This is a genomic window from Pseudoalteromonas sp. McH1-42 (genome assembly GCF_022347845.1).
Classification (GTDB): domain Bacteria; phylum Pseudomonadota; class Gammaproteobacteria; order Enterobacterales; family Alteromonadaceae; genus Pseudoalteromonas; species Pseudoalteromonas rubra_D.
Map to the genome: position 1 here is coordinate 55,235 of NZ_JAKRFU010000021.1, position 22,305 is coordinate 77,539.

The following is a 22,305-nucleotide window of genomic DNA, read 5'->3' on the forward strand; positions in this document are numbered from 1 at the left end:
CATTCATGAAGTACGCTCCTTACGCTGGCTTTGTTTGATAAGCTCCGCGAGCTTTTGCTCATCTTCCGGGCTCCAGCTTTGTTTACGTGCTGCTTTTTTCTGTCTGAATACAATAAAACCAAAACCCAATACCAGGATCACCACAGGCATCACCCACAGTACAATCGTGGCAGGTGTAACGGGTGGCTGGTAATGAACAAAGTAGCCGTAACGATCGATCATAAAATCAATCACTTCCTGCTTAGATTTACCTTCATGAACCATGTCCAAAACCCGGTCACGTAGGTCTTTTGCGACCACCGCATCAGAATCAGCTATGTTCTGGTTCTGACACTTTGGACATCTCAGTTCCTGCACCAGCTCTTTAAAAGTTTGCTCTCTTTCCGCATCTTTGAACTGGTACTTATCTTCAACAGCATTGGCACTGAGCGACCACAGGCCAGCCAGTAATGCCAATGCCAGCATTAGTTTTTTCATGGTTGCAACTCCTGAATTGCCGGAGCAAATTTGCTGCGCCATACCCGAGGATTAATATCGCCAGTGTGGTGCAAAATGATCTTACCGTTTTTGTCTACCAGGAAAGTTTCCGGTGCGCCGGAAACCCCTAAATCCAGCGCTAAAGTGCGCTCCAAATCCAGAATATTAAACTGATAAGGGTCCCCTGCTCGCGCCAGCATTTGCTGGACATCGGTACGCAGGTAGTTGATATCAAACTGATCGCCAAAATCGGGATCATAGGCTTGCTCGTAGTATAAGCCAATGATCCGCACGCCCTGCTCGCGCAGCTCGGTAAGGTAACCAAGCTCCGCAATACAGGTTGGGCACCAGGTGCCCCATACGTTCAGCAGGTAAACCTCGCCCAGCAAGTCCTGATCTGTCCAGCGTTTTTGTTCATCCATCAAGTCTGGCAACTCAAACGCAGGCATAGTCTGGCCCAGTCGGCCGGTTTGCAGCTCTCTTGGATTGCCAAACAAGCCCTGATACAAGAACACGCACAGCAACACAAAAATCAGCAGTGGCACCAGGCCTAAAAACTTTTTGTTCATTATGCATGCTCCACAGAGGTTTGCTTGCGACGACGATAACGTTTATCAGCCAGAACAATGAAACCAGCCACGGAGATAAGGATACCACCCAGCCACATCCAGCGAACATAAGGCTTGTGATAGATACGCAGTGACCAGGCACCATTGCCCATAGATTCGCCCAGCGCCAGATACAAGTCGCGGAAGAAACCATCGTCAATCGCAGCTTCAGTCATAAATTGCATACCCACATCGTACAAGCGCTTTTCTGCGTGTAGTAAGGTCACGTACTCACCGTCTTTGAACACGGTGACTTCGCCAGCATGGCCGCCATAGTTAGGGCCACGGATCTCGTTTACCCCTTCAAAGCGATACTCGTAATCATTAAGCGTTGCTGTTTCACCTTTTTTCATCACTACTGAACGCTCTACTGAATACGCAGAGGTCAGAGTCACACTGGCAATCACGAACGCAATACCCACATGACCCAGCACCATCGCCCAATAGCTCATGCCCAGACGCTTCAGGCCCTGTGCTGTACTTGGGTGAACACTGACTTTTTCCACCAGGTCGACTACCGTGGCGATACAGATCCACACCGCCAATGCCGTAGCCAGATAGGTCAGCGTGCTGATTTCATCAAAGCTGGAGAACAACCAGGCACTGGTGATCACTATGGTCGCAACAAAAATACCCGCCCACTTTTGAGCCAGAGGTGGCAACTTGTTCTGTTTCCAGCGCAGCATGGGCGCCATACCCATTAAGATGGCAAACGGCACAATCAAAATCGCAAACATCTGATTAAAGAACGGCACACCAATGGAGATTGACCCCAGCCCCAGCTCTTTATGGATCATGGGTAATAACGTACCCAGTAATACAATCAATGTTGCCACAACCAGGAAAATATTATTCACCCATAACCCGACTTCACGTGATACAAGCTTATAACGACCTTCGCTGTAAACCTGACTGACGCGCAGCCCGTACAGTGCCAAACTGCCGCCAACCACTAAGGCGAGGAAAGATAAAATAAACAAACCACGATCCGGGTCTGTCGCAAAAGCGTGTACAGAAACAATAATGCCGGAACGAACGATAAAAGTGCCTAACAGACATAAGCTAAAGGCCGCGATGGCTAATAAAACAGTCCAGGACTTAAATACGCCTCGCTTCTCTGTTATAGCCAGAGAGTGTAATAACGCGGTTGCAACCAACCAGGGCATTAACGACGCATTTTCAACCGGATCCCAGAACCACCAGCCGCCCCAGCCAAGCTCTGCATAAGCCCACCAGCTGCCGATGGTAATACCCAGGGTTAAAAAGCCCCAGGCTGCCATTGTCCACGGACGCGACCATTTAGCCCAGGTATTGTCCAACTTACCCGTCAAAAGGGCTGCGATAGCAAAAGAGAAAGACACAGATAATCCCACATAGCCCATATAAAGCAGAGGTGGGTGAATGATCATTCCCGGATCTTGCAACAGTGGATTAAGGTCACGGCCTTCAACCGGGTAATAAGGTAATAGTCGCTCAAACGGGCTCGACATCCACAAGGTGTAGAGCATAAAGCCAACACCCAGGAAACCCAGCACGCCCAGTACGCGCGCGCGCAGCACCCAAGGCAAGGACTTAGACATCATAGCAACCAGTGCCGTCCAGCTCGCCTGCATCACCAACCACAACAGGATAGCGCCTTCATGGCCTCCCCAGGTCGAAGTGACTTTGTAGTACCAAGGCAGTGTGCTGGAAGAATGATGCGCTACATAAGCGACCGTAAAGTCATCAGTCAATGTGATGTAAATCAGTACACCAAAAGAGAACAACACCAGCAAGCACTGACCCACAGCCAGCGAAGGGGCTGTGCGCATCAGACGCAAGTTGCCGGTATAAGCACCCCAGAGAGGAAAAATACACAACAGCAGGCTCAGGCCCATAGCCAGAACCAATGAAAAATAACCTATCTCAGGGATCATATTAGTTCTCGCTGTTTAAATTATACTTAGGTTTTTCATGCTTGATCCCTTTCACTGCCTCAGCGATTTCAGCTGGCATATACTCTTCATCGTGCTTTGCCAACACTTCAAATGCTTCAATGACGTTAGGTTCAACCAGAGTCCCCTGCGCAACAATCCCCTGACCTTCACGGAACAGGTCAGGTAAAATGCCGTGGTATTTAATGGTTACCATAGGACCGGTATCGATGAGCTTGAAGGTCACATCCAGAGACGTTTCAACTCGATCCACACTGCCCGGCACAACCATACCGCCGATGCGCAGTTTTTGCCCGATATAAGGCAGCTCTTTCTCTGGCCCTTTACCTTCAATTAGCTCACTGGGCGTATAGAAAAGATTGATGTTTTCCTGCAACGCATACAGGGTAAGACCTACGGCAGAGCCGATCCCGAAGATCACGGCTACAACGGCAAACAGGCGTTTTTTACGTCTTGGGTTCATGCTTTTACCTCCTCTTCGCGGGCCTGCTTGATGCGCGCTTCACGCTTAATTTGTGCTGCTACTTCACGCTTAATGCGCTTGGCATCGTTTAGCGACGCCCACACCAATCCCAACAGGATAAAGGCACAACTGCCAAAAGACAGCCACACATAAAAGGCGTAACCACCCATATGAAAAAAGTCACTCAAAGATTCAAACTGCATACTTAACCTCGACTAACCAGCTGACGCACCCAGGGGCGGTGCTTCTCGACCTGAAGGATCTCATTTTTAAGGCGTACCAGTGAGAGTGCCCCGACAAATGCAGCAAATCCTAAAATATTGATAAGTAACGGCCATAACATAGACGGATCGATGGCTGACGTATCAAACTTGGTGATGGTTGACCCCTGATGCAAGGTGTTCCACCACTCAACAGAAAAATGAATAATTGGCAGGTTAATCACCCCGACAATGGCCAGAATACAGGCCGCTCTGCCACCAGACTTCTTGTCTTCGAAAGCATGATATAAAGACAGCACCCCGAAGTACAAAAACAGCAGGATTAACTCAGAGGTTAAACGTGCATCCCATACCCACCAGGCACCCCACATAGGTTTACCCCAGGCAGCACCGGTGATAAGTGCAATGGCGGTCATAGCTGCACCAACTGGCGCAATCGCAACCACAGCGAGTTCTGCATTACGGATCTGCCAGACTAGGGCAACAATCGCAGCAATGGCCATAGAAGAATACGCACCCATAGACAAAATAGCCGAAGGCACGTGGATAAAGATAATGCGATAGCTGTCCTTTTGCTGATAATCTGCTGGGGCAAATGCCAGGCCCCAGATCCATCCGACGGCGATACACACCGCCGTTACGGTAACAAAGTACGGAAGCAAGGTGTTACACAATTGGTAAGCACGCTCCGCTTTGGCATAGGGATGTAACCACTTCCACATTTTAACTTACACTCACTCTTAAAGCTGACGATATAGCAATTGGTGCCGTGACAATGGCGACGGCCAGCATGGCACCAAGGATCGCAAGTTGCCCGCCATAGGCGACCGACATACTGGCGGTATCAATGGCAGAGGTTGCGAAAATCAGAACCGGAATATACAAAGGTAAAACAAGCAGACTCATCAGAATGCCCCCTTTTTGCAAACCCACGGTTAACGCGGCGCCAATGGCACCGATAAAACTTAATAAGGGCGTTCCAATCAACAAAGTCAGAATGGTTGCGCCCAACGCCTGGCTGTCGAGATTCATCAACAGCGCAAACAAAGGTGCCATCAGCACCATAGGCAATCCGGTGATGGTCCAGTGTGCGGCGACCTTGGCCAACACAGACAAAGACAAAGGATATGGCGAAGCAATCATTTGCTCCAGCGATCCATCGGCATAATCATCGCGAAATAACTTGTCCAAACCCAACATGGTAGACAGTAACGCGGCTACCCAAATGATACCCGCAGCCATGCGCCCCAGCAAGGCCGGTTCGGGTCCAATTGCCAACGGAAATAACGAAATGACTATCAGAAAAAACAGAAGTGGGTTAACGATTTCGGCGCGTTGACGGAACGCCAAAGTCACATCTTTACGATAAACAGCGACAAATAAATGCCAATAAGAATGCTCAACCTTCATTAATGGCGGTACTCCAGAGCCAGGGTTTTCAGGGAGCTGAACTGAGTGGTCAGATCCTGGTGGGTCGTCAGTAAAATGGCGCCGCCATTTGCCAAGTGCGATTCAAACTGCCGTTGCAGCAGCGCCACGCCTTTTTTATCGAGTGCAGTGAAAGGCTCATCAAGGATCCACAAGCGGGCCTTATTCAGCCATAACCTGACCAGCGCAACCCGGCGTTGCTGTCCTGCCGACAGGGTTCGCACCGGCACGTCTTCCAAACCCACCAGTCCAAGCTGACCTAATAAGGGGTAAACTTCATCCTCGTCAGCCCCGTAGCCATGTACCTGCAACCAGTATTGTACGTTTTCGTAGGCCGTCAATTGCTGATTCACCCCGGTTTTATGACCGATAAACAGCAAGGACTCTGCAAAGGTGTCGTAATCGCGACTGATATCCTGGCCTTCAAAACAGATTTGACCTTCGTCGGCTCGGGCGAAACCCGCAATGATACGTAATAAAGACGTTTTACCTGCACCATTTGGGCCTTCAACTTGCATGATTTGACCCGCCTGAAGCGAAAAACTCAATGACTCAAACAAACAGCGGTCCTGTTTAACACACGTGACGGACTTTATCTCTAGCAAGGCGCGACTCTCTGACGCTAAAAAATTGGGCGTTAGTCTATCATAATGGTAGGGTAATACGAATAATTGGATGCGACCGATCAACGAAAATTTGATTTAAAATAATGAATAAGCCGACGATTTCTATTCAAAACAATGCAAATTTAGCCACTTCACAGCTTAATGAGCGCGGATCATCAGCAAACCCCACCCAGGCAGCTGAACAAACCTTCAATGCGCGCAACCTGGTAATAAAACCCGACAGCATTCAGATGGAAGTCACCATAGATGGTCGCTGGCAAGGCGTACGACTGGCGAGCCAGAGCCAGTTACAGCAGCCACTCAAACTCCCTGAAGCCGAAGTAAAACTCAGTGCTGACGGTACCTTACTGACGGTCAGCACCCCGGAATTAAAACTGCAAATAAAACCCGCGCAAACGTTACTGAGCCTGTTAAGTTTGATCAAAGGGCTGGGTGGCCAAAGCGCCTTGCAGCTCGACGCACAACTCAAAGGCAGCAATCAGGCGACTTTAATGCTGGACAAAATTGGTCTGGCGTTACCCGTTCCCCCGGCCCTGGCTGACTTACTCAAACAGGAAAATAAACTCGTCGCGAATCTGAGTACCCGGCAGAATACCCTGCTGCTACAAATTTTTAATGCCTTCGGTGATGAGCTGATGAAAGCGCCAGTAAGTAAACACAAACTTACTTCTTTACTTGCCCAACTTGGTAACCAGGAACAGCCCAAGATTAAACTGGGTCGCAACAGTGCGACACTCCAGCTTGCCAACCAGCAGGTTGAAGTAAAAACCCCACATTCAGAGAGTGGACTGAAACTTAATAGCTGGTTTAACGCCCAGTTAAAAGCACAACCTGACGGGTTGCAAATCGGTGTTGCTAAGCAGTCAACACAGGTTAAGCTGAGCACATCGTTGCAACAGGCCTTGCCCAACCTGGCCACACACCGTTTTGCCGCAGATCTGGAGCAGGCAACCAGCACCGCCGCAGGATCCAAGTCGACACTGAATTACGACAAACCTTTGCTCAATGTGTCGATGGCAGACATAAAACAGACGGTTAAACAAGCCATAGGTCAGTGGCTGTCACGGCCCTTTTTCAATGCAACACCCGCTCACTCTGCTAACAGCACGCCTCTAACACAGGCCACCACGCAAGCGCCACAAGCCAAACCTCAATCACCCAGCGCCATTTTGCCTCAGATAGCCGCGAATAATACCGCCCTAGTTCTGAAAAGTATGACGCCGGTACACAGTCAGCCTTTATTGCAGCTGCTCGATAGCGTAGAGCAAGTATTTACTAACATAACAAAGACAAGCCACACTAAAGACAGCTTGGTTGCACCGTCTGCTGCAACCAAAAACACTCCAGCTGCTGAACGCGGCGTGCCGCCGACACCAACAACCAGCCATCAAAGCAAGTCGACTCAAGCATCACCGCAAACGACTGCGGCATTAAGCAGCACGGCCCCTGCCACAGAGACTAAAAACCCGCCAACCTCTGGTCACTCTGTAAATGACAAACCGGTGACCTCAGCCCCGCCTGCGGCCTTAGCGTCCAACGCCTTTACCCAGCGCCTGGCACTGCTACAGCAGGTATTTTCGGCTGTCGTACCTCAGCAGTCAAAACCGTACAATGCCCAGCAGATAATCAACCCACAAGTACAACAAGCCATGGCTTTAGCAGAAAGCGCAACTGATAAGCCTGTTAAAGCTGAGATACCAGGCAAACCCCTTGACCATCTGCAAGGCCAGATGAGTCAGACAAAGGCAGAGCAACTGGCCACAGCAAAGCCCAGTTTATCTTTGCCTATTGCCCAGATCCTGAGTAAAACCTTACGCCAGGCTGAGGCAGCCCCAAATCAATCGGGCCCACCGCTGCAGCAGAAGCTCAGTGAAACCCTGTCAGCAACCCAGCAATTTCGTAACCCACAGTCTGCCGACCTGATGCGCCTGGTCCATCAGGCCTTCAGTAAGATGATGGACGAAACGCGACACTCACCAGAGCAAGTGAGTCATGAGCTGTTTGCCCGGCTTCCCGCTTTGGCCAGCCAGCTTCAACCTGCCCTGCCCAATAGCAGCTTTGCACAGGCGCTGGACAAGCTCATAGTAACCTTATTGGGCACCCAACTCGCCGCCAAAACTCAGACTATGACGCCGCAAACCAGCATAGAGCAGCGCGTTGCCGCGTTGGTTGAAACGCTGCAACCCGGCACCAAGCTCTCTGCGCCCAGTCAGTTTATTCAGGCGGTAACTCAACAGGCACAGTCAAGCCTGATGGACGACCTGGCACTGCTGCAAAACAACCTGGCTACGAATGCCGGCCCGGCACCGTTGGCACAGAAATTTGACAGCGAGAGCCAGTTGCTGATCAACTTGTTTATGCCGCTCAAATTGCCACAGGAATGTCGCCAAAGTGAGCTACAGATTGGCAAATACAAGAAACCGGCCAAAGCCAATATGCCGGAAAAACAAGTCTGGTTTGTGCGGCTCAACTTTGATTACGCTAAACTCGGCCAGTTAAGCGTTCAGGCTGAGTTGATGGACAAAGCCGTTGACTGTGAGATAGTGGGTGACAGCCCCTCTGTCTGCCAGCTGGCACAGCCGCACCTGGATGCGCTGCGTAGCAAACTTGCCGCACATGGTCTGCAGGTTGGTGAAATCGAATTGCGCGAAGATGCCTCGCAGGTAAAGCGCTTTTACGACAGCCATGCCATCGTCAGTATTCAGGTGTAACTCAATTTTTACTGCCCAAGATCAAAAGAAAATCGACCTGCTTTCACTTTTGCTTAGATGTTCTACGTTTATAGCGCAAGAATTCACTTGCCTAACACTACATCACATATGCAAAGGAGAACGCTATGTCTTCACATCATCCGCACCTTGGCTGCGCCTGTTGTAATTACCAGCTGTTTGGTCATGCAGTACAAGGGGATAGCAGCCAATCAGAAAAAGGGGTTTTCAATCTCGATAAATTACTGATTGCCGCAGAGCACTATATCGATGATTACATTACCAATAAGTTTGTCAGGCCACCCCAGCAACACAAGATTTTTTTCGGTGGTACCATCCGGACACTTGAAAACGGCGATGTAACCAAGACCGTTGAAGCGGTGGTCATCAAGCATGGTCAGATTGTCCACACGGGCAGTCGGGATCAATGTCAAAGCCTGTACCCAGACGCTGATCCGGAAGATTTACAGGGGGCGTGTCTACTACCCGGACTGATAGAACCCCATGTCCACCTGACACCCACAGCCTCCTTTAACGCCTGGGTGCAGCTGGCACCGTTCAGAAAAGGGGTTGAAAGTGGCGGAGATGGTGACGACCAATATCTGATAGGCAGGGATTACAACAAACAGTCGGTATGCACGACTTTGATTGAAGCCGCCCGAGAGTTGCCAAAAAACCGTAAATGGCTGTTAGCTTTTGGCGTCGATCCCAGTCAATTCAACCCCATTACGACAACGTCTGCTGACGGAGCAGTGAGTCCAACTCCCTGGCAGGACTTCACAAAAGATGACCTGGATAAAATCAATGATCAGGCTGGCAGAAAAGACCTGTGCATTTTTATTATGAATGCATCCGGCCACGTTGCTTACGTCAATACCAATGCACTGAATGCAACCAAGCAATCCACGAGTGGAAACGGTATATTGCTGGAATCAGATGAGATAGGTCCAGTCATTAAAATTGCTCTGGAGCAGTACTTTTTGGAGCACCCTAAAGGTTTTACGGACCTATTTGGTAATCTACAAAAGATTTTTAAACTCGCGTTGTCAAGGGGCGTAACCCTGATGTGGGATGCCGCGCTCGGTGCGTCTTTAAAAAATGCGGAACTGGAGATATTGAGCAAGATGGCCACCAGTGGCCTTGCCGGGTTACGACTGGGCGGTGCATTGTTTTATACCTGCCCCGATCAGTGGACTAAGATCACCCCAACCAAACCTGCCCATTACCATACAGACTGGTTCAATATTGCTAATGCAAAAATCGTCAGTGATGGGTCTAATCAAGGTCTGACCGGGTATCAGCTTACCAAGTATCAATTCCCAGACAGCAATATCAATGACACTTACCCCAATGGCGTATGGAATTTCAACCCGCCCGGAGGCGAAGCGGATCATGAAGTAGAGTCTCCATTCAGGGTCCTTGTGACCGAATTAGTCGAGCGGGGCTGGCCGTTGATGATCCACGCCAATGGAACGCATGCCATAAACAACACCATCCTGGCTTATCGTGATGTACTCAACAACCAGGAAAAATCAGGCCTAGAAAAACGCCACCGTATCGAGCACGCTTCTTTACTGAGTGACCAAAACTTAGCTGATATGGAATACCTTGGGCTGTCACCGAGCTTCTTGATCGGGCATGTGGGTTACTGGGGTTACACTTTCAAGCATAAAGTGTTTCCTGAGCAGCCAGTGGTTGAACACCTGGACCGTACAGCCTCCGCAAGCCAGCACGCACTTCGCTATACCCTACACAGTGACCATTTTGTCTCTCCTATTGGACCACTGCGTATGATGGAACAAGCGGTAACCCGCATGATGGAAGACGCCCCGGAAGAGGCCTATCGAAATGGTCACCCACCTATCCTCAATGAGCAGGAGTGTGCAACTATGGCGCAGGCACTGCGTGCCGCAACCTATGATGCCGCCTGGCAATGTCATATGGATCACCTGATTGGGGAGCTGGTCGTGGGTAAACAAGCCGATCTGACGATACTTGATGAAGATCCCTTAACACGTCCCGCCGAAGGGCTGAGGGATGTGCCAGTTTATCAGACCTGGGTGAATGGCCGACTGTGTTATCCGCGCTAAATTGTTTGCCCTTATCCGGCCGTTTATCCGGGTAAGGGCTCGTAAACTAATGGCCTCCCCGCGTGTTACATGCTACTTTGATAAAAGTGATGTGTATGTAGTTGAACCTTATGGAACAAAAAACCGCCATTGGCTTGTTATATGAAGCCGGTAAGTCACCCGAAGTCGTCTGTAAGGGCTTTGGCGAACTGGCCGAAGAGATCATTGCACTCGCCAAAGAAAAAGACATCATGATCCACGAAGATGCGACACTCGTTCAGACGCTCAGTCAGCTCGACCTGCACGAAGAAATCCCCAAAGAACTCTATTATGTGATTGCAGAGCTCATCGCTTTTTCCTACGTTTTGCGTGGTAAATTTCCTCCAGGTTGGAAACACTTTCAGGGCAAATTGAATATCAAAGCCTGAGCATGCCATTATCAAACACCACATATCGAAATGCGCGCGTCTTGCTCACGCTCCAGGCCCCTCTGCACCGCATATAAATTAACGACATCTCATTTAAAATCCTGACATATATCGTAATTTTTTCTTTTCCTGGCGTGTCACTGACTGAGTTTGTCGGTCAATTGAATGCGCCTGCTACCCGGCTTTTATAAGCTTGCTGCGTCCCACAGGACATATCCCGTAAAACAAAAACGGTAGAGGAAAATACCATGTCACGCATCAAACTATTCATAAATACAGCGCTGGTGATTGGCGCTTTGGGTACTCTGGCAACTTCAGCTTCGGCCGAAGCAAAGCGCTTCAGAGTCAAAAACTGCACAACTATTGAGTGGGTGCAAGTAGCCTCTTACAACAGTTCAGACAGCTCGATGTTTTCACCCCACAGTAAAAAGCAAGTTAAGTCCGGAGAAACTGCACAGCTAAAATGTGACTCAAATCGTTGTCGCTTCGATGTACAGGACACACGGTTTAGTTACCGCAAGGGGAAGATTGGCAAACGAAAATGGCTAAAACTGGACATTACCCGACATGGTAATATGCAAAACTATTACTACGTCTCTGTGAGTAAAAATGAGCCACAGTGCTAATAGCTAACCACACAGGGCAGACTCGTCAATGTGCTTCCCTGTGTCACTCAAACGAAAACAACTCAAAGTATTCCTGATGAGCAAAGTCGCATTTATCGCCGTAGTGAGTCTGGTTATTCATGGACTCATGGCACTCAACTGGGTAACGCCCACCACGCAACCGATCACATCAAATAATCATACTTGCCATAGTGTTGTCCGTGCGCCCATTGACAATCATGTTGTTCAACAACCAGTGCCAACGGATCAGAAAAACACGGTTAAGCAACCCAACATCATGCTTGATCCACAAACAGCCCAACTCGCTTCAGTGCCCTCTGCTCAGCTGATCGGTCAGTCGCTCACAAATCTGAAAGACGAGCTGAATAAACGCTTCGCCTCCACTGAACAACCCCATGATTTACTGACCTTAACTGAGCAAGCGTCACTCTTAAAACAACCAGAGTTACTCTTCGGGCATGCGAATAAGATTCTGAACCAATCACAAGCACTTGATGCCCTGTTACAAGAAGATTTACTGATCTCACTGGAAAATGTACTGCAACCTGAACATCTCGATGCGCTCATACCTTATCTGACATCACAACACGAAGATGTGCAGGAGGAAGCGTTAGTGAGATTACTGGAAATCAAGGATGCACCTCGGATTGAACAGCACCTGAGTTATCTGGCCAACTATGGGTTAACCCTTTGGGTGAGAGAAGAAGCCGAAAAACAGCTCACGATGCTGCATACTCGTTTGCCAGTGAAAGCCTTACCTTCAGAATGATCGGGCAGCTTGGCCTGAACTCCATTTTTGTTACACACTTTTGCGCAATGCTATTCTGGGTTACTTTTTTAATAACTGAATTTCATCGCTGAGACATTATGGACGCTGCACAGAACCCCTTCATCACCGTAAGTCATACCCGGATGCAAACCATCATCAACGCGGTGGGTATACTGGGTCTGGTTGTACACGCCTTACTGATAGTCGATTTCATTATTTTGGCGATCCCCGAGCTGGTTGCACTGGAAGTGTGTAGCACCATTGCCTGGTATGTTGCACTGCGATTAAATCGCACGAATAACACGTCAGGTGCCGTATTGCTGATGGTCGGCGAGGTGCTTGTCCACTCCACAACCGTTGTCCTCTTTCTGGGTTTGGCACCCGGATTCCAACATTATTTATGGGCCGCAGTCCCCTTTATCCTGTTTTACCGGAAAATTCCGTTGTGGGGAATAGTCACCTGTACGGTGTCTTGTATGGGGCTATTTGTTGCGTTTTACCTATTTGCTCAGGACATTGAGTATACATATGCCTATTCAGAACTGCTGCCCTATATTCATGTATCCAATCTGATCATTGCGTTTATGGCACTGGGTCTCACCTGCTTTCATTTTTACAATGCCACCATGGAAGCAGAGCATGAAATTGCCAAGATGGCAGCAGAGAAAGTGCAGCTAACCGAAGCAGCACTTGCAAAGAAAAACACCTTTTTCGCCAACGTCTCCCATGAGTTCAGAACCCCGTTAACGCTTATAACAGGCCCCCTTGAATCCATCATCACAAGCTCTGAGACACCGGAAAAGGCTGCACTGACAAGAATCCTGAGCAACGCAAAGCGCCTGCAAAGATTAGTAGAACAAACCTTAGAGCTGACCAAATCTGATTTCATCCTGCCTGAGGATAAGCATACACTGGCGCTAGACAGTATCTCAGAACAAATAACCGCTGCTTTTATCGCCCTGGCTAGGGAAGAAAAGATAGACATTCAGTGCCATACGCACAGCGACTGCCTGGTTGATATACCAATACAAGATGCTGAAGCCATCCTCTGTAATTTGATATCCAATGCAATTAAATATTCTAAACCTGACAGCGAAATACAGATCCGGTGTGAACAGGTCGACAATACCGTGCAGCTTAGCGTCAGCGACGCCGGCATTGGCATTGCGCCACAGGATCAACACCGTATTTTTGAACGTTTTGTGCGTCTTGACACAGATTTAGCTAACACAGTTGCGGGCACTGGCATTGGCCTTGCTCTCGTCAAAGATTTGGTGCAGCGCGCACATGGTCACATCACAGTGTGTAGCGATGGTGTTTCGGGAACGCAGTTCACCGTCACCTTGCCACTGAGCAACAACACGTCCAATACAAATTATCCTTTGCAAATAAGCGATGTGGTTGCTTTGGAGCAAGCTAATCTGCAACATCAAATCACACCCAGTGCGCCGCAATGCCCTGATGAAGATGTACAACATCAGCCCAGCATACTGATTGTCGAGGACAATCCTGATATGCGTGCTTACATAGCGGATTGCCTGCACGGCACATACCAGGTGTTGTTTGCTGATGAGGGAGAAAACGGTTTCAACCTGGCAAAAACACATGTGCCCGATCTCATCTTGACTGATCTGATGATGCCAAATGTGGATGGATTTCAGTTAGCACAAAAACTGCGTGAAGAACTCACAACCTGCCATATCCCAATACTCATGCTCACAGCAAAGGGCGACGAAGACAGTCAGACACTAGCCTGGAAAATGGACATTGATGCATTTATGAGTAAGCCTTTTAATGCAGAGCGATTACGAACCCGGATCCATAACTTGCTCAACATACGCAGCCTAATCAGTCAAAGAGTGGGCGAACAACCTAGCGCCCTTACCTCTAACATAACGCATCGTGAAAGGTACGCAGGGATCAGTAGCAAAGATGCTCAGTTTATCGACCAGCTAGAGCACTGGATGGCTGCACATTTTGCAGAGCAAAGCTTAACGATCAAATCACTTCTGCCCACGGTTGCCATGAGTGAACGTCAGCTACAAAGAAAGTTTAAAGCCCTGTTAGGGCAGACTTTTTCTGAGTACGTCAAAAAATTCAGGCTCAATAAAGGCGCCGAAATGCTTGCAAGTGGTATGAGTGTGACTCAGGTTGCCTTTGAATGCGGTTTTTCGTCGCAAAGCTACTTTAGCCTGTGTTTTAAAGCACAATATGGCGTCGCGCCTAGCCAGTTTCATCTGCAATCCGAGCGCCCTTAAGCGCTTTGAAGTCCATCCTGAATATATGAGCCCAGTTTAGCCCAGCAAGGAACCGTCTGGTGCCGGGCTCTCTTTAATCAGACCAATAAACTTACGCACTTTGAGGATATTCAGGATATCCCTGTGTACAAGCAACCAACAATCCAGTGTCCGGGGTCATGTAAGCCAAGCACGATCAACTGCTCGTACTGTGCAATTGCCTGTACCGTGGATACTGAGATACCCAAGCTCTGGTGTAATGCAGCCGTGATAATCTGCGCAGCCGAGCTGGAAAGTGAGATATTTTCGACTGCTGCATGCGTATGGATCCACTCGTTCCAGGGTAATACCAATTTGCTTAATTAAGTGGTCTATTTTGAGGCGAGAAAATAGGGTCGATAACAAGGCAAAAATTTTGCTATTTAGTTGTTCTAAATAAGAAAAATTTGTGTTGATGCAATGTGTCGGCAGTCGGCATACCATAACTGTCAATATACGTTTGCACTGGGCGACATTGCAGATGTTGGCGAAACCAAACTAGGCTACCTGGCGGTTGAGCAAGGCAAGTAGCAGGCAGGCTTGATCACACACCAATATCGCGGCAAACAAGTCAAACCCTATAAACGAGTGGCGTTTATAGGGTTAGTGCCCACTGGACAGTGGGCCGGAGTGGTGCAATTGCCCTTTATGGTGTCAACCTGTAAGGCATTGGTTAATATTCAACAAAAAGATCTGTTTATCAGTAAAACGTTTAAGGCCTTCTCAGCCTGAGGAAAGGCAGCCAACGCACAGCCAGTTTATTCATGCCGGTTCGTCGTTGGCTGACAATGAGCAACCATCTCATTGTTTGTTATGTAGGGACATTAACAGTTCTGCTTCAGCGCGAGGCAGTTCACACTCTCGCATTATCTCTTCAATGTCGGCGCCCAGTTCGACCATCTTGACCGCGCGGGAATAAATCTTCGCATCAGGATCGTCATACTTTTGAGCGGCCTGTTGCTGGGCAAGATCCTTGGCATAATTTTCACAAGCAACCAGACGCTTACCAATACTCAGGACACTGGCGCGAACTTCTGCAATTTCGCTACGTAGGATAGCAACTTGTTCATTTTCACGCTTGAGGTGCTGAAGCAACTTACCATGTTCGTTATTTTGCTTTTGTACTTTTTTGCTTAGCGCAAAAATAAACCCCAAGCACACTAAACACAGCAGGCTTGAGGCGATTACTAGGAGCAATAAAATCTCGTTTTGGGTTACTGCTTGCACGGGTTAAATATGGCTCAACTCATCCCACTCATCATCACTGAGTAGTTTATTTAAATCAACCAGGATCAGCAGCTCACCTTCACGGTTAGAAACACCCTGAATGAATTTAGCGCTTTCTTCTGTGCCAATATTTGGTGCACTGTCAATCTCAGAGCTGCGTAGATACACTACCTCAGCAACACTGTCGACCAGAATACCAACAACTTGCTTTTCTGCCTCGATGATCACGATACGAGAGTTGTCTGTGACCTCAGAGCTTGGTAGCCCAAAACGAGAGCGGGTATCGATGACAGTCACAACATTACCACGTAGATTGATGATACCAAGCACATAGGTTGGTGCACCTGGTACAGGGGCAATCTCGGTATAGCGTAATACTTCCTGCACCTGCATTACGTTAATGCCGTAGGTTTCATCCTCTAGCTTATAGGTAACCCACTGAAGGACTTCATCATTACTATCTGCATTTTTATCAGCCGAAAGTATTCTCTCTTGACTCATGATTTTACTCCAGTTAGATGCTAGCTACTGCTCTCGGCTATCGAGGCCATGCTCTAGCAATCGATTTAAATTCTCAACATCTATCAGTGCGCACATTTTTTCTTTAATGACGCCCGCCAGCCATGGCCTTTTGCCATCGGCTGTTCGCCATTTCACATCTTCTGGCTTCAACGTAATATTATTGACCAGATTTTCGGCTAACAAACCCCACTGACTATCGCCCAGCATAATCAAGTACTGGTAGTCCAGGTTCTCTTCCAGCTCGGGCGTGAATTTTTCCGGCATCACCCAACGGGCTGTATCCACCACATTGAGTTTTTCTTCCCGGTTAAGCATCACACCTTTAAACCATTTTGGCTTACCAAACAATTGATTAACTTCAGTAAGCTGATGTATACCACCCAGTGACTTCAATGGCACAGCCAAAGTAAGCCCCGCTACTTCGAAAAACAGCGCCTGAAATTCATTTTCTAGATAAGCATCACGCGCGCGAGCTGGCACAGCCTGCTCAGCTTCTTCTTTGATAATAGTAGTATTTTCAGTTATCTCAAGATCATCGGCCGGGGTTATTACCTGCACGTCCTGAGCGGTTTCCTGCTCAACAACGGGTTCAGTCGGAGGTTCCGCAATGGGTTGCTCCGCGAGTGCTTCAGTATGAGCAGTCTCTGAGCGCTCAACAACACTGGGAGCTGCGGCATTGTCTTCCTGTGCTTCAGGCACAGACTCCAACAATTTAGCCACAGGTGCAAGCGCGACTTCATCTTCCTCTTCTTCGCGTAACAAGGCACCCAGATACTGTTTCATGACCTGTTCATTGGCAAACAGATGCTTACTCATTACTACCTCTATCAACTTCTGCAAGGTGTTCTAATAAGGCACGATATGCATAGACGCCACGTGATTTAGGGCAATACTGCACCGGCACTTGCTGCGCTAAACTAGCATCTCTGAACTTGGTATCAACCGGGATCACACCAGGCCAAACTTTATCCTGATAAGTCTCTACCAAAGACTTATAGGCTTCGAGAGATGCTTTAGTGCGCTTATCATACATAGTTGGCACTATAGTATATTGATATTGCTTGGAATGCGAACTTTGCATTAATGACATTGTCCGCATCATACGATCCAGCCCTTTCAATGCCAGAAACTCTGTTTGTACCGGGATGAGAATGCGCTCGCTTGCAGCGAGAGCATTCACCATAAGCACACCAAGTACAGGCGGGCAATCCAAAATGGCATAGTCATAATGCTCACTGATCTTGGCAAGCGCCTTTTTCAGAATGAGCCCCATCCCCGAGCGATTGCCCATGCTGCGATCCAGTGTCGCAATAGCCATAGTCGCCGGTAATATGTCGAGATTCTCGATAGTTGAAGGACAAAGCGCCTGAAGAATTTCTTCGCTGGCCATATTTGAACCGCGAATGAAAATATCGTACACACTGACTTCTAACTCTTCCGAGTCAATGCCAAAGTAGTATGTTAATGAGGCATGCGGATCTGTGTCTATCAATAATACACGTTTCCCCTGGAGCGCCAGGATCCCGCCGAGACTAACTGTGGTGGTGGTTTTACCCACCCCGCCTTTTTGGTTCGCTACCGTCCAGATTTTCACGTTATTTTTTTATTCCTTCGGCCAAACACAGATCGCATTCAGACTAACATCAATTATGCGCAGCCTATTTCTTTGTTTATTCTCAGTGCGACATCCTGCAAAGCGATATCTTCAGTTGAAATTCCGGCGCTTGCAACAGCTTGTGGCATGCCGTACACCACACAGGTTTTTTCATCCTGTGCCCAGATAGTCGCACCGTTTTGTTTCAACATTCTGGCACCGTCTCGCCCATCCGCACCCATACCAGTCAGTATCACCGCGAGCACATCTCCGTTATATGCTTTGGCTGTACTGGCAAAAGTAACATCTACACTGGGTTTATAGGTAATACGTGGGCTGTCATCCTCAAACACCTTTAAGGTTTTACTACCGCCTCTGGCTTCAACCAACATCTGCTGGCCTCCCGGCGCCAAATAAGCGACACCTGGTTGCAAACGATCCCCCTGCTCCGCTTCTTTTACTTTGATTTTGCACAGACTATTCAGACGTTGCGCAAACGCTGGCGTAAATGCTGCTGGCATATGCTGGATCAATAAGATAGGGTGCGGAAAATTTGCAGGCAACTGAGTTAAAATGGTTTGCAGTGCAACCGGGCCACCGGTAGATGTACCGATAGCAACAATTTGATACTTTTTGCCAGACGCTTTGAACGACGCACCTGAACTTGGTGTGTCTGATGCAGGACGTGAAAAAGTTCGATCTGGTTGTGCAATTGGCTTAGCTGCAGGACGCAGGCCTGAAGATGCACTTGGCGCGCTACGTGTTGGTGAAGGTGCAGGTGCTGATGACGAACCAATAGGTCGGGTAAAGCGGCTCACACGACGTCGGCCAATTTCTTTGACCTTGTTCTGTAAAGAGCGGATAGCTTCTTCACTGTTACGGGCAATATCTTCAAACTTCTTCGGTAAGAAGTCGACCGCACCGGCATCCAGCGCGTCTAACGTCGCGCTGGCTCCTTCACGGGTCAATGACGAAAACATCAGAATGGGAGTGGGGGAACTCTGCATTATCTGCTTTACTGCGCTAATCCCATCCATTACCGGCATTTCCACGTCCATTGTGATGACGTCTGGCCTCAGTTTAGCAGCTTTATCAACCGCTTCCTGACCATTTACCGCAAAGTCAATCACTTTGATTTCAGGATCTTTTTCTAGTATTTCACTCACTCGACGACGAAAGAAGCTCGAGTCATCTACAACTAATACTTTAACTGCCATTGGCATTGCTCTTTTATTCGTTACAGATCCGAAAAGTGGTGTCTTTGACACCACTTTGTCGGTATAAATGCGCCGGGAATTTACTTGCCGGCGTAATATTTTAACATGCTGGGGACGTCCAGAATCAGCGCGATGCCACCATCAGATGTGATAGTCGCGCCAGCCATACCCGGAGTACCTTGCAATAAGGCATCAAGCGGCTTAATCACCACCTCTTCCTGGCCTATCAGAGAGTCAACCACAAAGCCTACTTGCTTAGTACCCATCTGGACGATTACCACGTGCCCTTCTGCTTTCCGGGCGCCTCTGTCAGCACCTTTTACTAACCAGTGCTCCAGATAAAACAATGGAATTGCTTTTTCACGCACTATGATAGTCAATTGACCATCAACCACGTTGGTCTTGGTCAAATCAAGGTGGAATATTTCACTTACCCCAGCCAGCGGCAGTGCAAATGTTTGCTGACCAATCATCACCATTAGTGTTGGCAGAATGGCCAATGTCAGTGGCACTTTAATTTCCAGTATGGTACCCACACCCAGCTCTGACTGAATGTTGACGGAACCATTTAATTGGGTGATTTTAGTTTTGACCACGTCCATACCAACACCTCGGCCAGAGATGTCAGAAATTTGTTCTTTGGTTGAGAAACCTGGTGCGAAGATCAGATTGTAGGCTTCATTATCTGACAAGCGACTTGCCTGGTCAGAATCAATAACCCCTTTGCTTATCGCAATCTTCTTCAACTTCTCCGGGTCCATACCTGCACCATCATCACGAATGGTCAGCAGAATATGATCACCTTCCTGAGAGGCTGATAAGGTCACAGTACCGGTTCTTGATTTACCTGCAGCTTCACGAACATCCGGCATTTCAATACCATGGTCCACTGAGTTACGAACCAAGTGAACCAAAGGATCCGCAAGGGCTTCTACCAGGTTTTTATCCAGATCGGTGTCTTCCCCTTCCAGCACCAGACTAATGTCTTTCTTAAGGCTACGAGCCAAGTCCCGAACCACTCGAGGGAAACGACCAAACACTTTCTTGATTGGCTGCATCCGGGTCTTCATCACCGCGCCCTGAAGGTCTGCGGTCACCACATCGAGGTTGGAAATGGCTTTACCCATGGCTTCGCTGTTAGAGTTATTGGCTAAGCTAACCAACCGGTTACGCACCAATACCAGCTCACCGACCATATTCATGATCTCATCCAGGCGCTTAGTATCAACCCGAACGGTTGTTTCTGCCTGTGCTGCTGGTTTTTTCGCGGCGGCTTTATTGTCGGCCGCAGGCTTGCTCTCAGCTGCTGGTTTAGCAGGTGCCGGTTTGGCAGCAGGTGCGGGCGCCTTAGCCGCTGGTGCAGCTGGTTTAGGCTCAGATTTAGGAGGTGCTTTGGGCGCTTCTTTCGGCGCTGCTGCTACTTCCTCTTCCGTTGATTTTGGTGCTTGCCCTTTTCCGTGCAACTCATCCAGTAATGCTTCAAATTCGTCATCATTGATTTCATCGTCATCACCGCCAGATGCTTTCGGCGGCTCTGACGCTGCAGGTTGGGTCGGCGCCTTAGGCTGCTCAGCTGGCGCTTGTTCTGGTGTCGCACCAAATTTTCCGACTCCATGCAACTCATCCAGCAAGCTGTCAAATTCATCATCGGTAATGTCGCCATCATCGCTGCTTGATGGAGCCGGTGTTGCACTCGGTGCGGCAGGTTCTTGCGATGCGACTGAGGGTCCATTACCTGAGCCATGTAACTCATCGAGCAAGCTCTCAAATTCTTCTTCAGAAATCTCGTCTATGCTGTCAGCACCGTCACTTGCAGGTTCATCAACAGGATCTGCTGGCGCATCGAACAGCACATCATCAGCACTGGGTGTCGCCACAACCGGTTCAGGCTCAGGCTCTGCTGCAGCGGGTGCATCAATCACTTCGTCTTCTGACTGTGGCTGACTGAGCTGATGTAAAACTTCCAATAAGTGTGGATCAGCGGGGTCTGGTTGCTCTCTGTTTTGAATACACGAGAACATTTCATTGATGGTATCGAGTGATTGTAAAATCACATCCATCAATTCTGGTGTTACCTGACGCTGCCCCTGACGCAGGACATCAAACACGTTTTCCGCACCGTGACAAGCATCTACCAGCTCAGTCATGCTAAGGAAGCCTGCGCCCCCTTTAACGGTATGGAAACCACGGAAAATCGCATTTAACAGCTCTTTATCTTCCGGGTTGTTTTCTAGTTCGACAAGCTGCTCAGATAACAGTTCGAGTATTTCCCCAGCTTCAACAAGAAAGTCTTGTAAGATATCTTCATCGACTTCAAAGCTCATTCGCATACTCTCCTATTAGAAGCCCAAACTAGACAACAGGTCATCAACTTCATCCTGCCCGGATACGACATCATCTCGAGACTCAGCGTCCAAAATTGGACCCTCAGGACCTGATAACTCATCAGTAACGGCGGGGGCTTTAGTTTGTGCCTGTGGCTGGGCTGCAGTTTGTTGACTTTCATCTGCGCTGCCGAATACGGTCAACAAGTGAATTAGGCTGTCTTCAACTTCACGAACCAACTCAATGACACGCCGGATAACCTGTCCGGTTAAATCTTGATAATCTTGTGCCATCAACACATTGGTCATCAGATTTTGTAATTCATCTGTACGGCCTTTTGACGACTGCATAAAACTGTCAAGATCGTGGCACAAGGATTTGAACTCTCCAAGCTGGATATCCCGGCTCATTAATCTGTCCCAGGTGGGCTTAATTTCAGAGAGTTCATCGGCTAGTTCTTGGGCTAAGGGAAGACTTGCTTCTACGGCATCCATGGTTTTATTGGCAGCGCTTTCGGTCATCTCCATGACGTAATTAAGGCGCTGCTTGGCATCTGGAATGGCTTCTGTCGTGAGATCAGATAAACGGGTATCTAACTCAAAGTTCTTCAACGATTCATGAAGTTGTCGAGTTAGCTTGCCCACTTCAGCAAAAAGCTCTGATTGTTCTTTATTGGTGGCCTCAATTAATATCTCATCAGCCTTTTCCTGCTCACCTTGTTCAAGGTATTCAACGAGCAGTTTAGCCTGTTCCAGAGTTATCTGTGGCACAGAAGATGTTGACATAA

General features: G+C 48.5%; 21 protein-coding genes. 6 read left to right on the forward strand and 15 right to left on the reverse strand.

Annotated elements, in window-relative coordinates:
* Nucleotides 1–3: 3 nt before the first annotated feature.
* The 8 genes from MHN31_RS18130 to ccmA are packed head-to-tail and all read right to left on the reverse strand — an operon-like array spanning nt 4 to nt 5,736.
* Entirely contained in the window at nt 4–477 is a 474-nt protein-coding gene (locus tag MHN31_RS18130) for a cytochrome c-type biogenesis protein (protein ID WP_010385727.1), read from the reverse strand.
* The gene (locus tag MHN31_RS18135) at nt 474–1,046 is read right to left on the reverse strand and encodes a redoxin family protein (protein WP_010385726.1); all 573 of its coding nucleotides are present in this window, start codon (nt 1,044–1,046) and stop codon (nt 474–476) included. Before MHN31_RS18135 ends, MHN31_RS18130 begins: the two co-directional genes overlap by 4 nt.
* Nucleotides 1,046–3,001 (reverse strand): heme lyase CcmF/NrfE family subunit, encoded by a 1,956-nt coding sequence (locus MHN31_RS18140; protein ID WP_239444979.1) that lies wholly within the window; start codon nt 2,999–3,001, stop codon nt 1,046–1,048. Before MHN31_RS18140 ends, MHN31_RS18135 begins: the two co-directional genes overlap by 1 nt.
* A gap of 1 nt (nt 3,002) precedes the next feature.
* Nucleotides 3,003–3,482, reverse strand: coding sequence for a cytochrome c maturation protein CcmE (gene ccmE / locus MHN31_RS18145; RefSeq protein ID WP_010385724.1), 480 nt, complete (start codon nt 3,480–3,482; stop codon nt 3,003–3,005).
* Nucleotides 3,479–3,685, reverse strand: a complete 207-nt coding sequence (gene ccmD, locus MHN31_RS18150) for a heme exporter protein CcmD (protein ID WP_010385722.1) — start codon at nt 3,683–3,685, stop codon at nt 3,479–3,481. The genes ccmE and ccmD overlap by 4 nt, the downstream gene beginning before the upstream one ends.
* A gap of 2 nt (nt 3,686–3,687) precedes the next feature.
* Nucleotides 3,688–4,425, reverse strand: coding sequence for a heme ABC transporter permease (locus MHN31_RS18155; protein ID WP_058797778.1), 738 nt, complete (start codon nt 4,423–4,425; stop codon nt 3,688–3,690).
* 1 nt (nt 4,426) lies between these two features.
* Nucleotides 4,427–5,113, reverse strand: coding sequence for a heme exporter protein CcmB (ccmB, locus tag MHN31_RS18160; protein ID WP_010385720.1), 687 nt, complete (start codon nt 5,111–5,113; stop codon nt 4,427–4,429).
* Nucleotides 5,113–5,736, reverse strand: a complete 624-nt coding sequence (gene ccmA, locus MHN31_RS18165) for a cytochrome c biogenesis heme-transporting ATPase CcmA (protein WP_125564107.1) — start codon at nt 5,734–5,736, stop codon at nt 5,113–5,115. Before ccmA ends, ccmB begins: the two co-directional genes overlap by 1 nt.
* Nucleotides 5,737–5,840: 104 nt before the next feature.
* On the opposite strand from ccmA, the gene MHN31_RS18170 reads away from it, so the two are divergent.
* The 6 genes from MHN31_RS18170 to MHN31_RS18195 all read left to right on the forward strand — a co-directional run bounded on the left by MHN31_RS18170 (nt 5,841) and on the right by MHN31_RS18195 (nt 14,615).
* Nucleotides 5,841–8,468, forward strand: coding sequence for a flagellar hook-length control protein FliK (locus tag MHN31_RS18170; RefSeq protein ID WP_239444980.1), 2,628 nt, complete (start codon nt 5,841–5,843; stop codon nt 8,466–8,468).
* Nucleotides 8,469–8,593: 125 nt separating this feature from the next.
* Nucleotides 8,594–10,555, forward strand: a complete 1,962-nt coding sequence (locus MHN31_RS18175) for an amidohydrolase family protein (RefSeq protein ID WP_239444981.1) — start codon at nt 8,594–8,596, stop codon at nt 10,553–10,555.
* Nucleotides 10,556–10,665: 110 nt separating this feature from the next.
* Nucleotides 10,666–10,962, forward strand: coding sequence for an EscU/YscU/HrcU family type III secretion system export apparatus switch protein (locus MHN31_RS18180; RefSeq protein ID WP_010385716.1), 297 nt, complete (start codon nt 10,666–10,668; stop codon nt 10,960–10,962).
* Nucleotides 10,963–11,210: 248 nt separating this feature from the next.
* Entirely contained in the window at nt 11,211–11,588 is a 378-nt protein-coding gene (locus tag MHN31_RS18185; protein ID WP_239444982.1) for a hypothetical protein, read from the forward strand.
* Nucleotides 11,589–11,628: 40 nt separating this feature from the next.
* The gene (locus MHN31_RS18190; RefSeq protein WP_239444983.1) at nt 11,629–12,357 is read left to right on the forward strand and encodes a hypothetical protein; all 729 of its coding nucleotides are present in this window, start codon (nt 11,629–11,631) and stop codon (nt 12,355–12,357) included.
* A gap of 98 nt (nt 12,358–12,455) precedes the next feature.
* Nucleotides 12,456–14,615 (forward strand): ATP-binding protein, encoded by a 2,160-nt coding sequence (locus MHN31_RS18195; protein WP_239444984.1) that lies wholly within the window; start codon nt 12,456–12,458, stop codon nt 14,613–14,615.
* Between the two features lie 819 nt (nt 14,616–15,434).
* On the opposite strand, the gene MHN31_RS18200 is transcribed toward MHN31_RS18195, so the two are convergent.
* The 7 genes from MHN31_RS18200 to MHN31_RS18230 form a co-directional block, all read right to left on the reverse strand.
* Complete coding sequence (locus MHN31_RS18200) at nt 15,435–15,860, reverse strand: DUF2802 domain-containing protein (RefSeq protein ID WP_125563806.1); 426 nt, start codon at nt 15,858–15,860, stop codon at nt 15,435–15,437.
* A 3-nt stretch (nt 15,861–15,863) separates the two neighbouring features.
* Nucleotides 15,864–16,361: a chemotaxis protein CheW gene (locus tag MHN31_RS18205; RefSeq protein WP_010385708.1), complete on the reverse strand. Its 498-nt coding sequence runs from the start codon at nt 16,359–16,361 to the stop codon at nt 15,864–15,866.
* Nucleotides 16,362–16,385: 24 nt separating this feature from the next.
* Nucleotides 16,386–17,198: a chemotaxis protein CheW gene (locus tag MHN31_RS18210; protein ID WP_125563807.1), complete on the reverse strand. Its 813-nt coding sequence runs from the start codon at nt 17,196–17,198 to the stop codon at nt 16,386–16,388.
* Nucleotides 17,191–17,976, reverse strand: a complete 786-nt coding sequence (locus MHN31_RS18215; RefSeq protein ID WP_010385703.1) for a ParA family protein — start codon at nt 17,974–17,976, stop codon at nt 17,191–17,193. Before MHN31_RS18215 ends, MHN31_RS18210 begins: the two co-directional genes overlap by 8 nt.
* Nucleotides 17,977–18,029: 53 nt before the next feature.
* Nucleotides 18,030–19,193 (reverse strand): chemotaxis response regulator protein-glutamate methylesterase, encoded by a 1,164-nt coding sequence (locus MHN31_RS18220; protein ID WP_125563808.1) that lies wholly within the window; start codon nt 19,191–19,193, stop codon nt 18,030–18,032.
* 80 nt (nt 19,194–19,273) lie between these two features.
* Nucleotides 19,274–21,517 (reverse strand): chemotaxis protein CheA, encoded by a 2,244-nt coding sequence (locus tag MHN31_RS18225; protein WP_239444985.1) that lies wholly within the window; start codon nt 21,515–21,517, stop codon nt 19,274–19,276.
* A 15-nt stretch (nt 21,518–21,532) separates the two neighbouring features.
* Nucleotides 21,533–22,303, reverse strand: a complete 771-nt coding sequence (locus MHN31_RS18230) for a protein phosphatase CheZ (protein ID WP_010385698.1) — start codon at nt 22,301–22,303, stop codon at nt 21,533–21,535.
* Nucleotides 22,304–22,305: the final 2 nt, after the last annotated feature.